This window comes from Pseudomonas entomophila (assembly GCF_029193575.1).
Taxonomy (GTDB): Bacteria; Pseudomonadota; Gammaproteobacteria; order Pseudomonadales; family Pseudomonadaceae; genus Aquipseudomonas; species Aquipseudomonas entomophila_G.
Genome location: NZ_JARGCS010000033.1, coordinates 77,693 through 91,178 on the forward strand (window position 1 = coordinate 77,693; position 13,486 = coordinate 91,178).

Below are 13,486 nucleotides of genomic sequence, written 5' to 3' on the forward strand. Positions count from 1 at the left end.
TCAGCCCAGTAGTCGATTGCCGGCGATCTCCCCGAACAACTCCACCGGCTCTTGCAAATTGCCCAGGTAACGCGGATGGAACAGCCACAAATCCACCTGCGGCTTGAAGTCGGTGATGTTCAACACCTCCAACTGGTCGCGGTGCCGGCTGTTCTGCAACAGCGGCTCAGGCACCAGTCCCAGGCCCTGGCCATTGGCGACCAGGCCCAACTGCAACTCGGTGCCGAAGGTCTCCAGGTTGATCGACAGCGACAGCCCCTGTTCGCTCAGCGCCCGCTGCAAGCCTGCACGAAAGCCGCAGCCGTCGGGGTTCAGCACCCAACCACGGGTGTAGCAGTCGCGCAGTTTATAGCTGCGCTTGCCGGCACTGCCCTTGGCCGCCACCACGCGCAGCGGCATGCGCGCAATGGAGTGGCTGGCGATGCCCTCGGGGAAGATCTTGCCCGGTGGGAACAGCGCCGCAGCGGCGTCCAGCTCGCCGTTCTCCATGCGCGCGATCAGGCTGCTGCCCCAGCCGCTGGTGACTTGGGTGCGCAGTTCGGGGTAGGCCTCGCGAATCTGCGCCAGGGCGTCGAGCAGCACCACGTCGCCCAGGGTCTGCGGCACGCCCAGGCGCAGGGTGCCGGAGGGGGCGCCATCGTTGGCCACCAGTTCGCGCAGGGCATCGATCTCGCGCAGGATGGCCTTGCACTGCTCGTATACCCGCAGGCCCATGGGCGTGGGCTTGAGCGGTTTGGTGTTGCGATCCAGCAGGGTGGCGCCGAGGTCTTCCTCGAAGTTCTGCACGCGCCGGGTGATGGCCGGCTGGGTAAGCTGCAGGGCCTCGGCGGCGAGGTTGGTCGATTGGCAACGAATGACCGCCACGAAGGCGTCCATGTCATCGATTTTCATATTCGGCGCTCACATATTGAGACGGAGGGACATGCCTGAGGAGAATAATCCTGATGGCGGCCCTTGTCACAGGGCGATTGTCACGCCTGCGCCAGTGCGACGGATCATTGGCCAGCTGCGAACTGCTTCAGGCGCTCGCCATCCAGCCGGAAGCGCACCCACTCATCCTGGGCTTCGGCCCCCAGCGCGCGGTAGAAACCGATCGCCGGTTCGTTCCAGTCCAGCACGCTCCATTCCAGCCGCCCGCAACCGTTGCGCACCGCTTCCCGCGCGATGTGCTGCAGCACCTGGCGGCCGGCGCCGCCACCGCGCTGCTCGGGGGTGATGTACAAGTCTTCCAGGTAGATGCCGTTACGCCCCAGCCAAGTGGAGTAGCTGTAGAAATACACGGCGAAACCGATGGCCTGGCCATCACGCTCGCAGATCAGGCTGTGCACCGTGCTGCCTTCGTCGAACAAGCTGTGCTCGATGTCGGCCACGCTGGCCACCACTTCGTGGCGGGCGCGTTCGTAGTCGGCCAGTTCGGTGATGAAGGCAAGGATCTGCGCGGCGTCGCTACGTTGAGCGGGGCGGAGGGTCAGGCTCATGGGGCGGATTTCCAAGTCAGCGTGCGGGTGACCATCTTAGGGGTTTGCCGCGCGATTTTCGCCGGTACAGTCAGGTGTATGGGAATAATTTAACGTCACTGTATCGGTCGCGAAGCCGTGCGGCTCCGTTAGTGTGTAAAAACGATAACCAGAACCTGCCGGAAATTTCGCCATGCTTGGCTCATACGATCTACTCACTGCCTTTGTGCTCTTCGCGTTCGTGTCTTCCATCACCCCCGGGCCGAACAACACCATGTTGCTGGCCTCCGGGGTCAACTTCGGCGTGCGTCGCTCTATCCCGCATGCCTTGGGGATCAGCATCGGCTTCATGGTGCTGGTGCTGGGGGTGGGCTTCGGCCTGGGTGAGCTGTTCAAGGCCTGGCCGCCGCTGTACACGGTGTTGCGTTATGTCGGCGCGGCGTACCTGTTGTACCTGGCGTGGAAGATCGCCACGTCCGGGCCGATGTCCGCGGATACCGCCGGCACCCGCAAGCCCCTGAGTTTCCTTGGCGCAGCGGCGTTCCAGTGGGTCAACCCCAAGGCCTGGGTGATGGCCATTGGCGCGATCACCACCTACACCCCCGCGCAGGGCTACGTGATGAACGTGATCGTCATCGCGGCGCTGTTCGCCTTGGTCAACCTGCCCAGCGTGGGCATCTGGGTGATGTTCGGCAGTGCCTTGCGCCGGGTGTTGCAGAACCCACGCTGGTTGATGCTGTTCAATGTCCTGATGGCCGTGCTGCTGGTGATTTCGCTATACCCGTTGTTGTTTGTAGAATCCTCGTTCTCATAAGTACGAAAAGCCCGACAAATCAATGCAGTTCATTCCCTGGTCACATGCTTGCTCCGAAGGTTTCACCCTGCGCGGTTGGCGCACCGAGCCGACGGGCAGGCCCTTGTTGCACTTCCTGCATGGCAACGGCTTTTGCAGCCTGGCCTACCAGCCGCTGTTGCTGCGCCTGGGCGAGCATTTCGACCTCTGGCTGAGTGATGTCCAGGGCCATGGCGACAGCGACCACGGCGGCCCATTCCGTGGCTGGAACCGTACCGCGGCGCTGGCGGTGGAAGCCTTCGAGGCGGGGCGCGGCGAGTATGGCGAGGTGCCGCGCGTGGCGTTGGGGCACAGTTTCGGTGGTGTGCTGACGGGGTTGATCCTGGCCAGCGAGCCGCGTCTGTTCCAGCGTGCGGTGCTGCTCGACCCGGTGCTGTTCAGCCGGCGTATGCTCGGGGTGATGGGGGCTGCGGCGATGGTCGGGCTGCACCGCCGCCATGCCCTGGCCCGCAAGGCTGCTACCCGGCGCAGCCACTGGCCGGACCGCGAGGCGGCGCTGACGTCGCTGCAGGGGCGGGGAATCTTCAAGGGCTGGAGCGAGACGGCGCTGCATGCCTATATCGAGCATGCGATCGGTGATTGCGGTGAAGGGGTGGTGCTCAAGTGCCGGCCCAGCCGTGAAGTGGAGATCTTCAGCTCGTTCCCCACGCGCATGTGGCCGACCCTGGCGACGATCGACACGCCGACGTTGATCTTGCATGGCGAGCAGACCTACCCCTTCGTACCCCGCTCGGTGCGACGCCTGGCGGCGCTCAATGGCAAGATCAGCGAGCAGCAGGTGCCGGGCGGGCATTGTTTCATGCAGGAGGATCCGGCTGCGGCGGCGCAGCAGGTGTTGGCGTTTCTGTAAGGGTAAGGGTTGTCAGTGCCGGCCCTATTGCGGGGCAAGCCCGCCACAGGTGCTGCGAACGGCGCGGCACGCGTAGGAGCGGGCTTGCCCCGCGATAGGGCCGGAAAAACCAGCAAAAACCCAAGGCCTGTCCATTTCTCGACGATCTCCCGCTGATTCACGCGCGAACGACACCCACTGGATTGCTTAACCTGACGCTCCTTTCCACCCCAAGGAGCCCAGCCCATGAACCAGGCGGTCACCCCCGACCCGCAGATCACCCAGCCCACGACTTCCCACCGGCAACGCCTGCTGCGCCTGGGCCTGGCCGGGTGCGCGGGGCTGGCGCTGCTCGGCTACGGCGGCCACTGGTGGCTGGACGGCCGCTTCCTCGAACAGACCGACGATGCCTACGTGCGCGCCGACTGGGCGCCGATCAGCGCCCGGGTCAGTGGCTACGTGGCCGAGGTGGCGGTGGCCGACAACGCCCAGGTCAAGGCCGGCGACCTGCTGGTGCGCCTGGATGCCCGCGATTTCCACGATCACCTGCGCAAGGCCGAGGCACGCCTGGCGGTGAGCGAGGCGGCGGTGCAGGTGCAGCAGGCGCGGCTTTTGGCGTTCGCCGCCGAGCAGGACGAGCAGGTCCAGGCCATCGCGCGGGCCGAGGCCGAGCAGGGCGGCAGCCGCGGCGAGGCACAGCGCGCCGAGGCCGACTGGCAACGCTACCAGCATCTGGCCCAGTGGCAGGCGGCGAGCGTGCAGCGCTTGGAGCAGGCCCAGGCCACGCGCACCCAGGCCCGCGCCCTGGAGCGCGCCGCCAGCGCGGAGCTGGCAAAGCAGAAGGCCCGCCAGCGGGTGTTGCGCCAGCAGGGCGGCCAGTTGCAGGCCGAGCTGCAACAGCGCCAGGCCGACCTCGAGCAGGCACGCGCCGAGCTGGCGCTGGCCCACAGCGCACTGGCCGATACCGAGGTGCGCGCACCGTTCGACGGTGTGGTCGGCCAGCGCAAGGTGCGCCAGCAGCAGTACGTGACCCCTGGCTTGCCGTTGCTGGCCGTGGTGCCGGTGCAGCAGGCCTACGTGGTCGCCAACTACAAGGAGACTCAACTCGCCCAACTGCGCCCCGGCCAGCGCGTCACCCTCGAAGTCGACACCTTCGGCCAGCATTGGCAGGGCACGGTCGACAGCGTGTCCCCCGGCTCCGGGGCGGTCTTCGCGCTGCTGCCGCCCGACAATGCCACCGGCAACTTCACCAAGATCGTCCAGCGTTTCCCGGTGCGCATCCGCCTCGATGCGCTGCCCGACGACACGCCGCGCCTGCTGCCGGGCATGTCGGTGATTGCTACCGTCGACACCCGGGGGCCGGCCCATGGCGGTTGAAGAGAGCGTCTCGGCGCGCGCCTGGGTCGCGGTGATCGGTGGGTTGTTCGGCTGCTTCATGGCCGGCATGAACGTGCACGTCACCAGCGCCGCCTTGCCGGAAATCGAAGGTGCGCTCGGGGCAAGCTTCGAGGAAGGCTCGTGGATCTCCACCGCCTACCTGGTGGCGGAGATCAGCATGATCCCGCTGACCGCCTGGCTGGTGCAGGTGTTTTCCCTGCGCCGGGTGATGCTCACCGGCTCCCTGGTGTTTCTGGTCAGTTCGGTGAGTTGCGCGCTGGCGCCGAGCCTGGAGGCGATGATCGCCCTGCGGGTGATCCAGGGCGCCTCGGGGGCGGTGCTGATTCCGCTGTCGATGCAACTGATCATCACCGAGCTGCCGGCCAGCCGGATCCCGCTGGGCATGGCGCTGTTCAGCCTGGCCAACAGCGTGGCCCAGGCGGCGGGGCCGTCGATTGGCGGCTGGCTCACCGACCTGTACTCCTGGCGCTGGATCTTCCTGTTGCAACTGCCGCCGGGGTTGGCATTGCTGGCGGCGGTGGCCTGGTCGATCAAGGGCCAGGCGGGCGACCGCAGCGCCCTGCGCCGCGCCGACTGGCTGGGCATTGGCGCCATGGCCTTGGGCCTGGGCGCGTTGCAGGTGGTGCTGGAGGAGGGCGGGCGCAAAGACTGGTTCGATTCGCGCTTCATCATCGGCTTCAGCATCGTCGCGGTGTTCGCCCTGGCGCTGTTCATCCAGCGCCAGCTGTGGGGCGCGCGGCCGTTCATCAACCTGCGTTTGCTGGGCAGCTACAACTTCGGGGTGTCGAGCCTGGCGATGGCCGTGTTCGGCGCGGCGACCTTCGGGCTGGTGTTCCTGGTGCCGAATTATCTGTCGCTGGTGCAGGGCTACAGCGCCAGCGAGATCGGCAAGAGCTTGATCGCCTATGGCCTGGTGCAACTGTTGCTGGCGCCCTTGTTGCCGCGCCTGATGCGCTGGCTGAATGCCAAGGTGCTGGTCGCCACGGGCTTCGCCATCATGGCCCTGGGGTGCTGGCTGGGCGCGCACCTGACGGTGGATGCCGGCAGCAACGTGATCATTCCGTCCACCGTGGTGCGTGGCATCGGCCAGCCGTTGATCATGGTGGCGCTGTCGGTGCTGGCGGTGAAGGGCTTGGACAAGGCCCAGGCGGGCTCGGCGTCGGCGCTGATCTCGATGCTGCGCAACCTCGGTGGGGCGCTGGGCACGGCGCTGTTGACGCAACTGGTGTCTCAGCGCGAGCGCTTTCATTCGGCGCGGGTGGGGGAAGGGCTGACGATGTTCGATGGCGCGTTGCAGGCGCGCTTGCCGGGCGGCCTGGTCGAGCCACAGTCGCCACAGGTGATGCAGACGCTGGCGTTGATCGATCAGGGCGTGCGTGAGCAGGCCTACCTGATGGCGTACTCGGATGCGTTCTACCTGTCGTGCGTGGCGTTGTTGGGCTGCGCGGTGGCGTCGTTGCTGTTGCGCAGCCGGTGACTCCCTCCTACAGGAGGGGGCTGCGCTGTTTTTGCATTGAAGGGGCTGGCATCATGCGTTGCTATCGACTCCACCCGGCACCTGTAATGACCCGACCCGCCATCGTCCCGCTCGCCGAGAACTACCGCCACGGTGAGCGCATCGCCCCGCACTGCCACGACCGCGCCCAGTTGATTCACGCCCTGACCGGTGTGATCACCGTCAACTCGCGCCAGGGTAGCTGGGTGGTGCCCCCTGGGCGCGGGGTATGGGTGCCGGCGGCGGTCGAGCATGACCTCCGGCTCTCCGGCGTGGTGCGCATGCGCACGCTGTTCGTCGACCCCGAGGCACGCCCCGACCTGCCGGGTGAATGCCAGGTGATCGAGATCTCCCCGTTGCTGCGTGAACTGATCGTGCGTGCCATGGACATCCCGCCCATGCACGCACCCGAGGGCCGCGAGGCGCGCATCGTGCAGTTGATCCTCGACGAGATTCGGGTGCTGCCGGTAATGGCCTTGCATGTCCCCAGCCCTGAAAGCGCGCAACTGTTGGGCTTGTGCGAGGCCCTACGGCAGGCACCGGCCGAGGACTGGAACCTGGCCCGTGCCGCCGCCCACAGCGGCATCACCCCGCGCACCTTGACCCGTGCGTTCCAGCGCGAAACCGGGCTGAGCTTCGTGCAGTGGGTGCGCCGCATGCGCCTGCTGGCCGGGCTCGACGCCCTGGCTGCGGGCGTTTCGGTGCTCGACGTGGCCCTGGACCTGGGCTACGACAGCCCCAGCGCGTTCACCGCGATGTTCAGGCGTACCCTGGGTGTGTCGCCATCGGCCTACTTTGGCCGCGGCTAGTACGGCCACATCGTTCTATTGGTGGAACGAACAAAGCCATTTCCTCCTACTAACGGCTAATTCGTCTCACAGGTAAAGTGAGCGCCAGCCAAAAGAGGAGACTGCTCATGAAAACGATTCTGGGTATCCACCGCAGCCCCCAAGCCCATTGGGTCGGTGACGGCTTCCCGGTGCGCAGCCTGTTCACCTACGACCACCTGGCCCGGCACATCAGCCCCTTCTTGCTGTTGGACTACGCCGGCCCCCACGACTTCACGCCGACCAGCGCCCGCCGCGGCGTCGGCCAGCACCCGCACCGTGGCTTCGAGACAGTCACCATCGTCTACCAGGGCGAACTGGAGCACCGCGACTCCACCGGCGCCGGCGGCCTGATCGGCCCGGGTGACGTGCAATGGATGACCGCTGCGGGCGGCATCATCCACGAAGAATTCCACTCGCCCGCGTTCGCCCACAGCGGCGGCACGCTGGAGATGGTGCAGTTGTGGGTCAACCTGCCGGCGCGGGACAAGCGCGCCGCAGCGGGCTACCAGACGCTGCTGGCGGGCAACATCCCCGAGGTCGCACTGGAGGCTGGCAGCCTGCGGGTGATCGCGGGCGACTACCAGGGCCATCGCGGCCCGGCGCGGACGTTCACCGACATGGATGTGTGGGACCTGCGCCTGAAGGCCGGGGCGACGCTCACATTGCCGGTCGCCGAAGGGCGCAACGCGGCGCTGGTGGTGCTGCGCGGCAACCTGCGGGTGAACGGCGAGCGCGAGGCGGGAGCGTCCAGCCTGGTATTGCTGGCGCGCGATGGGGCGAATGTGCGGATCGAGGTGTTGGAGGAGGTGAGCGTACTGCTGCTCAGCGGTGAACCGATCGATGAGCCCATCGTCGGCTACGGGCCGTTCGTGATGAACAGCCAGGCGGAAATCGCCGAGTCGTTCGATGATTTCTATGCCGGGCGGTTTGGGCAGATGGCAATGCAGTGAGCCCGTGGGCGCGACCCGGCGAGGTCGCGCCCACGCCGACCGCCGGTCAGCCGCGCGGCAGGCGCCCGGTCACGAAGTGCGCCACGTCGTTGAAGCCAGGCGTCGAGGCATGCCCCGGCGTGACCAGCGAATCGATGAACGCTTCGTCTTCGGCGGTGATCTTCACCTCCAGCGCACCGCTGTAGGTCGACCACTGCTCCTCGGTGCGCGGCCCGACGATGGCCGAGCTGACCAGTTGGTTGTTGAGCACCCAGGCAATGGCGAATTCGACGATACCCACGCCCTTGGCCTCGGTATAGGCGTGGATCTTCTGGGCGATGGCCAGCGACTCCTGACGCCATTCCACCTCCATGATGCGTTTGTCCTGGCGCCCGGCGCGGCTGCCGGCATCCGGCGTCGAGCCCGGCGCGTACTTGCCGCTGAGCACGCCACGGGCCAGCGGGCTGAACGGCACCACGCCCAGGCCATGGTAGGCCGCGGCGGTCAATTGCTCGGGCTCGGCCTGGCGGTTGACGATGTTGTACAGCGGCTGGCTGACCACCGGCTTGGCCACGCCCAGGCGCTCGGCCAGGTTGCAGATCTCGGCGATGCGCCAGCCACGGAAGTTCGACACGCCCCAGTAGCGGATCTTGCCCTGTTGCAGAAGGTCGCCGATGGCGCGCACGGTTTCTTCCAGCGGCACCTTGTGGTCTTCGCGGTGCAGGTAGTAGATGTCCAGGTAGTCGGTGCCCAGGCGCGTCAGCGAGGCTTCCAGGGCATTGAACAGGTGCTTGCGCGACAGCCCGCTGCGGTTCGGCACGCCGTCGACCGGGCCATAGCCGGCCTTGGAGGCGACGATCCAGTCGTGGCGGTTGCGCGCCACCGCCTCGCCGACGATCTCCTCGGAGCGCCCGGCGTTGTAAACATCGGCGGTGTCGATGAAGTTGATGCCCTGGTCCCAGGCCTTGTCGATGATCCGCAGCGAATCCTCGGTGCTGGTCTGTTCACCGAACATCATGGTGCCCAGGGTCAGGGCGGAGACTTGCAGGCCGGAACGGCCGAGAGGGCGGTAGAGCATGCGGAAATCCTTTCTTGCGCGGGGAGTGATTGAGGTGTTTTACACACATCCACCGCGCTTTGAAAGGTGGTGACCCGCGCCCGGCGGCGCGGGGTGCTTCGGGGGCTTCAGGAGGCCGGCGTATTGCGGCTGTCGGTGCCGGCGGCCCGGTTGCTCTGGGCTCGCTCCTGGGGCGCTTGCAGGTTGTCGCGCTTGGCCACGACTTCCTGTTGTTGCTGGATCTGCAAGGCCCATTGCGCCTGGCGCTCCAGCAGACGGTCGGCGCCGCCCTCGGCGAAGGCCGAGGTGACGGTGGTGGTGGCCAACAGGGCCAGGGCGAAGGACAGGGCTTTCATGGGTAAGGTCTCCATCAAGGGCGGGTCAGGGTGGTCGCGGCAGTGGCGACCTGATCGAGAGCGATGATGAGAACCCAGGATTTTCCCAGGATTAACAGCGATGCGCGTGGATCGTGGCGGGTTGTTACAGGAAAATACAAAACCCCGGTTTGCCGACACATTGCCGATACAAAGCAGGGGTTAGATGGTTCTTGCCCTACCCACGTGCATACGGAGCACTGCCCATGTCCAAGCCAATACTCGTTCGTGGCATCCAATGGTTGCGTCAGTTCAGCCGCCTCACGGTGGGCATGCCGGACTACGAGCAGTACGTGGCCCGGCGCCAGGTCAGCCATCCGGGGGCGCCGGTGATGAGCTACCAGGCGTTCTTCCGCGAGCGGCAGGATGCGCGGTATGGCAAGCGCCAGTGCAATACGCGGTGCTGTTGAGCGCGCATCGCGGGCTTGCCCCGCGATGAATTCAGCGCTGAATCAGCTGCCCCTGCGCCACCCTGTGCCCCAGCAATTGCTCATCCACCAGCCGATCCACATCCGCCTCGCAGGCCACCCGGTACCAGTGCCCCGCCGGGTGCACCGTGGCGATCGGCCCACGGTTGCAGGGGTACTGGCAGTAGGTACGGGTGATCAGCACGCCATCCTCGGTCTCGATCGCCTCGGCAGCCGCCAGGCGCTGGCGCAGGCGTTTCCACAGCGGCAGCGCCCCGCGGCGCACGCAGCGCGCACCGATGCACAGGAACAACTGGTGGCGATGCGCAGGGATGAGCGACCAGTTCGGCTTGGCCGGAATGCTGGCGGCGCCTTCGCAGGGCAGGTGATCGTCGTGCTGCTCGATCAGCGCACAGGCCTTTTCCGCCGACAGGGCATGCCGCCCCAGCAGGGCGCTGCTGACGAACAACCGGCCAGCGCTGCCAGGCAAGGCTTGCAGCTCGCTGCGCAGCCAGTCCAGGTAGGCGCTGTCGGCGCCGGGGTCGAGGTCGATCAGCAGCAGCTTGCCGTGCCCGTTGCCAAGAAAGTCGGCGGCCGCCGTCCACAATCCCTCGAAGCCCGTGGCGGTGTCGATCAAGTCATCGATCACGCCCGCGCCCCGCAGGGCCTGGAGCTGCTGGCGGAACGCCTGGGCTGACGAGCCTTCGCTGAGGTCAGGGCCGACGAACAGCACACGTTCATACGTCATCTCAGGCCTTCCTACGCAGCAGCACGATGAAGAACAACCCGCCTATGGCCGCAGTGGCGATGCCGATGGGCAGGTCTTGCGGCGCGATCAGCGTGCGCGCACCCACGTCCACCCAGACCATGAACAATGCGCCCAGCAGCGCGCACGCCGGCAACAGACGACGGTGCTCGGCACTCACCAGGCGCCGTGCCACATGGGGCAGCATCAGGCCGACGAAGCCGATGGCGCCGGACAACGACACCAGCACGCCGGTCAGCAGCGCGGTGCCGACGAACACCTGGGCGCGCACCCGGCGCGTATCGAAGCCCAGGCTCACCGCGGTCTGCTCGCCGCTCATCAAGGCGTTCAGCGCCCGCGCCAGGCTCATCAGCAAGAGGAAGCCCGCCAGCACGCACAGCGCCGGCAGCCACAGCAGCGACCATTGCGCCAGGCCCAGCCCGCCGAGCATCCAGAACATCACCGAGTTGGCGGCGTGCGGGTCGCCGGTGTAGAGCAGCAGGTTGGCCGCCGCCATGACCACGAACGACACGGCCACCCCGGCCAGCAGCAGGCGGTCGCTTTCCAGGCGCCCGCCACGGCTGGCCACGCCGAGCACCAGCAGCATGCTGCCCAAGGCCCCGAGGAAGGCTGCCAGCGGCAAGCTGAAGACGCCGGCGAAGGGACCGAGAAACAGCACCACCATCACCGCGCCGAATACCGCGCCCGAACTCACGCCCAGCAGATGCGGGTCGGCCAATGGGTTGCGCGTGACCGCCTGCAGCGCACCGCCGACCAGCGCCAGGCCCGCGCCCACCAGCGCGCCAAGCAGCACGCGCGGGGCGCGGATTTGCCAGACGATCTGCGCCTGGCCCCGGCTCCAATCGCCCGCACCGCCCAGGCCCAGCTGTTGCAGGACGATCCCGGTCACCTGGCCCAGCGGCACCTGCGCCGCACCGAAGCCCAGTGACAGCAGGCCAGACAGCAGCAGCGCGGCGAGTAGGCCGGCGAGCAGCAGGCGGTAACCCGCAGGGTTGCGGATCGGCATCAATGGCCCGCCTTGGCGATCAGCCCAGGGTGCAGCGCGGCGGCCAGGGTCTCGATGGCGGCGGCGTTCTCCACCGAGGGTGTGACTTGCAGGTACGACAGCACCACGAAGCGCTGCTTGCGAATCGCCTCGACGCCGCTCAGGGCCGGATGCTGCAGCAGGAAGTCGCGCTTTTGCTGCCACGAGGTGGGGCCGTAGTCGACGATCACGATCACCTCGGGGTCGCGCTCCACCACGCTTTCCCAGTTGACTTGGGTCCAGCTGGCGGCCACGTCGGCCATCACGTTGTCGCCGCCCGCCATGGCGATCAGCGCCTGTGGCATGCCCAGGCGGCCGGAGGTGGTGGGGCGGTCTTCGCCGCTGTCGTAGAGGAACACCCGCGGTTTGTCAGCGGTCTTGGCCACTGCCGCGCTCACCTGGGCGATGCGCTGGCGCAACTGGGCAACCAACGCCTGGGCACGCTCGTGCACATCGAAGATGCGCCCGAGGTTGTCCAGGTCGCGGTACAGGTCGTCGAGGCTCGCCATGCGCTGGGGCATGATCCACGAGCAGGACTCGCTCAGCTCGTACACTGGGATATCGAACGGTGCCAGGGTCTGCGGCGTGACCGGCCCGCCGATGCGCATGCCGTAGCTCCAGCCGGCGAAGAAGAAGTCGGCGCCGACGTCCAGCAGGTTCTCCACCGAGGCGTAGCGCGGGGCGATTTCCGGCAGGCCCTCGAGCGCTTCGCGCAGCGACGGGTCGAGGGTTTTCCAGCCGCTGATGCCGCTGTAGCCCGCCATGTGATCGCGCAGGCCCAGGGCCAGCAGCATGCCGGTGAGGTTGATGTCGTGGCTGACCGCGTGGCGCGGCGCCTGGGTGAAGGTCACGTCGCGCTCGCAACTGCGCACGGTCAGTGGGTAGCTGCCGGCGTGGGCGGCAAAGGGCAGGGCGGTGAGCAGGGCCAGGCAGGGCAACAGCGCTTTCATGCGGGGGTGATCCAGGTGATGCGTGGATGGGAGGCCAGGGGGTGGCGATCGACCAGTGCCTGCACGCCGAACACCTCGGCCAGGCAGTCTTCGGTCAGCACCTGGTGCGGTGTGCCGTGGGTGACGATGCGCCCGGCGTCGATCACGTACAGGCGGTCGCAGAACGCCGCGGCCAGGTTCAGGTCGTGGAAGCTGGCCAGCAGGCTCAGTCCGGTGCCGCGTAGTTGTTGCAGCAGGGCCAGCTGGAAGCGCGGGTCGAGGTGGTTGGTCGGCTCGTCGAGGATCAGCAAGCGCGGTTGCTGCACCAGGGCGCGGGCCAGCAGCACGCGCTGTTTTTCACCGCCCGAGAGGCGGCTGAAACCTTGGTCGGCAAGCGCTTGCAGGCCCAGGCGGGCCAGGGTGGCGTCGATCAGCGCCGGCTCGCGGTCGCCCTCGAACCAGCCCAGGTGTGGCGTGCGCCCCATGGCGATGACATCGCGCACGCTCAGGCCGAAGTCTTCGGGAAACTCCTGCAGCATGACCGCGAGGCGCTGTGCCACCCAGCGTGGCGGGCGTTGCCAGATGTCCTCGCCCTCGAGGGTCACGCGCCCGGCTTGCGGCCGGTTGAAGCGGTACGCGCAGCGCAGCAGGCTGGTCTTGCCGCTGCCGTTGGGGCCGATCAGACCAACGAACTCGCCGGGGCGGACTTCGAGGTCGATGCCGTCGAGCAGCCGGGTAGCGCCGGGGTTCGGCGCCCAGTGCAGGCCGTCGATGCGCAGGGTGGGGGAAGACATGGATCAGCGCCGTTGCAGGGTGGAGAGAACCCGAACGGAAGAGGCGCCTGGAGGGATCGCGGGCACGTGGTTGCCCCGAAGACCGGCCCGCGCCCCGCCCACCGCGGGAGTTGCCAATTGCAGTGCCAGGCCGGTCTCCGGGCTTGCGAGGGGCGTGAGGCATTCGCCTTCCCATGCCGATTGGCACAGTGGCGCACTGAATGCTTCGCTCGCTTACCGTTGCGGGGGCAGCGCCGGACTGGTCGCGCGAGGCGCGGCACCGGCTTCCCGTTTAACCCCCCACGCGGCGGCGGGGGACACCTGGAACAAGGGGCGCATCTGAGCATTTATGGGGTAGTGAGTCA

General features: G+C 67.2%; 15 protein-coding genes and 1 riboswitch. Of the genes, 7 read left to right on the plus strand and 8 right to left on the minus strand.

The genetic code is table 11. The features are described from left to right. Both P0Y43_RS15565 and P0Y43_RS15570 read right to left on the minus strand, forming a co-directional pair. A complete protein-coding gene (locus tag P0Y43_RS15565) occupies positions 1-891 on the minus strand; it encodes a LysR family transcriptional regulator (RefSeq protein ID WP_275638157.1) in 891 nt (296 codons plus the stop codon). Positions 892-995: 104 nt separating this feature from the next. Further along, positions 996-1,478 (minus strand): GNAT family N-acetyltransferase, encoded by a 483-nt coding sequence (locus P0Y43_RS15570; protein WP_275638158.1) that lies wholly within the window; start codon positions 1,476-1,478, stop codon positions 996-998. 172 nt (positions 1,479-1,650) lie between these two features. Between P0Y43_RS15570 and P0Y43_RS15575 the strand changes: the two genes are divergently transcribed. From P0Y43_RS15575 to P0Y43_RS15600, 6 genes are all read left to right on the plus strand, one after another. Beyond that, the gene (locus P0Y43_RS15575) at positions 1,651-2,271 is read left to right on the plus strand and encodes a LysE family translocator (protein ID WP_275638159.1); all 621 of its coding nucleotides are present in this window, start codon (positions 1,651-1,653) and stop codon (positions 2,269-2,271) included. A gap of 22 nt (positions 2,272-2,293) precedes the next feature. After that, a complete protein-coding gene (locus tag P0Y43_RS15580; protein WP_275638160.1) occupies positions 2,294-3,160 on the plus strand; it encodes an alpha/beta fold hydrolase in 867 nt (288 codons plus the stop codon). A 225-nt stretch (positions 3,161-3,385) separates the two neighbouring features. Beyond that, on the plus strand, positions 3,386-4,516 hold the full coding sequence (locus tag P0Y43_RS15585) for an HlyD family secretion protein (RefSeq protein WP_275638161.1): 1,131 nt from the start codon (positions 3,386-3,388) through the stop codon (positions 4,514-4,516). Next, positions 4,506-6,014: an MDR family MFS transporter gene (locus tag P0Y43_RS15590; RefSeq protein ID WP_275638162.1), complete on the plus strand. Its 1,509-nt coding sequence runs from the start codon at positions 4,506-4,508 to the stop codon at positions 6,012-6,014. The genes P0Y43_RS15585 and P0Y43_RS15590 overlap by 11 nt, the downstream gene beginning before the upstream one ends. A gap of 86 nt (positions 6,015-6,100) precedes the next feature. Next, positions 6,101-6,841 carry an AraC family transcriptional regulator gene (locus tag P0Y43_RS15595; RefSeq protein ID WP_275638163.1) on the plus strand — a complete coding sequence of 247 codons (741 nt, stop codon included), beginning with the start codon at positions 6,101-6,103 and terminating at the stop codon, positions 6,839-6,841. Between the two features lie 107 nt (positions 6,842-6,948). After that, complete coding sequence (locus tag P0Y43_RS15600; protein ID WP_275638164.1) at positions 6,949-7,812, plus strand: pirin family protein; 864 nt, start codon at positions 6,949-6,951, stop codon at positions 7,810-7,812. Positions 7,813-7,858: 46 nt separating this feature from the next. Here the strand turns inward: P0Y43_RS15600 and P0Y43_RS15605 are convergent, their stop codons facing one another. Then, positions 7,859-8,869: an aldo/keto reductase gene (locus tag P0Y43_RS15605; RefSeq protein ID WP_275638165.1), complete on the minus strand. Its 1,011-nt coding sequence runs from the start codon at positions 8,867-8,869 to the stop codon at positions 7,859-7,861. A gap of 107 nt (positions 8,870-8,976) precedes the next feature. Next, positions 8,977-9,204, minus strand: a complete 228-nt coding sequence (locus tag P0Y43_RS15610) for a hypothetical protein (RefSeq protein WP_275638166.1) — start codon at positions 9,202-9,204, stop codon at positions 8,977-8,979. A gap of 224 nt (positions 9,205-9,428) precedes the next feature. Here P0Y43_RS15610 and P0Y43_RS15615 point away from each other — a divergent pair, with 224 nt between their 5' ends. Next, the gene (locus P0Y43_RS15615; RefSeq protein ID WP_275638167.1) at positions 9,429-9,632 is read left to right on the plus strand and encodes a YbdD/YjiX family protein; all 204 of its coding nucleotides are present in this window, start codon (positions 9,429-9,431) and stop codon (positions 9,630-9,632) included. Between the two features lie 31 nt (positions 9,633-9,663). Here the strand turns inward: P0Y43_RS15615 and P0Y43_RS15620 are convergent, their stop codons facing one another. The 4 genes from P0Y43_RS15620 to P0Y43_RS15635 are packed head-to-tail and all read right to left on the minus strand — an operon-like array spanning position 9,664 to position 13,142. Then, positions 9,664-10,377, minus strand: a complete 714-nt coding sequence (locus P0Y43_RS15620) for a (2Fe-2S) ferredoxin domain-containing protein (protein ID WP_275638168.1) — start codon at positions 10,375-10,377, stop codon at positions 9,664-9,666. 1 nt (position 10,378) lies between these two features. Further along, entirely contained in the window at positions 10,379-11,401 is a 1,023-nt protein-coding gene (locus P0Y43_RS15625; RefSeq protein WP_275638169.1) for a FecCD family ABC transporter permease, read from the minus strand. Beyond that, the gene (locus P0Y43_RS15630; RefSeq protein WP_275638170.1) at positions 11,401-12,369 is read right to left on the minus strand and encodes an ABC transporter substrate-binding protein; all 969 of its coding nucleotides are present in this window, start codon (positions 12,367-12,369) and stop codon (positions 11,401-11,403) included. The genes P0Y43_RS15625 and P0Y43_RS15630 overlap by 1 nt, the downstream gene beginning before the upstream one ends. After that, a complete protein-coding gene (locus P0Y43_RS15635; RefSeq protein ID WP_275638171.1) occupies positions 12,366-13,142 on the minus strand; it encodes an ABC transporter ATP-binding protein in 777 nt (258 codons plus the stop codon). The genes P0Y43_RS15630 and P0Y43_RS15635 overlap by 4 nt, the downstream gene beginning before the upstream one ends. Positions 13,143-13,253: 111 nt before the next feature. Further along, positions 13,254-13,461, minus strand: a riboswitch (cobalamin riboswitch). Positions 13,462-13,486: the final 25 nt, after the last annotated feature.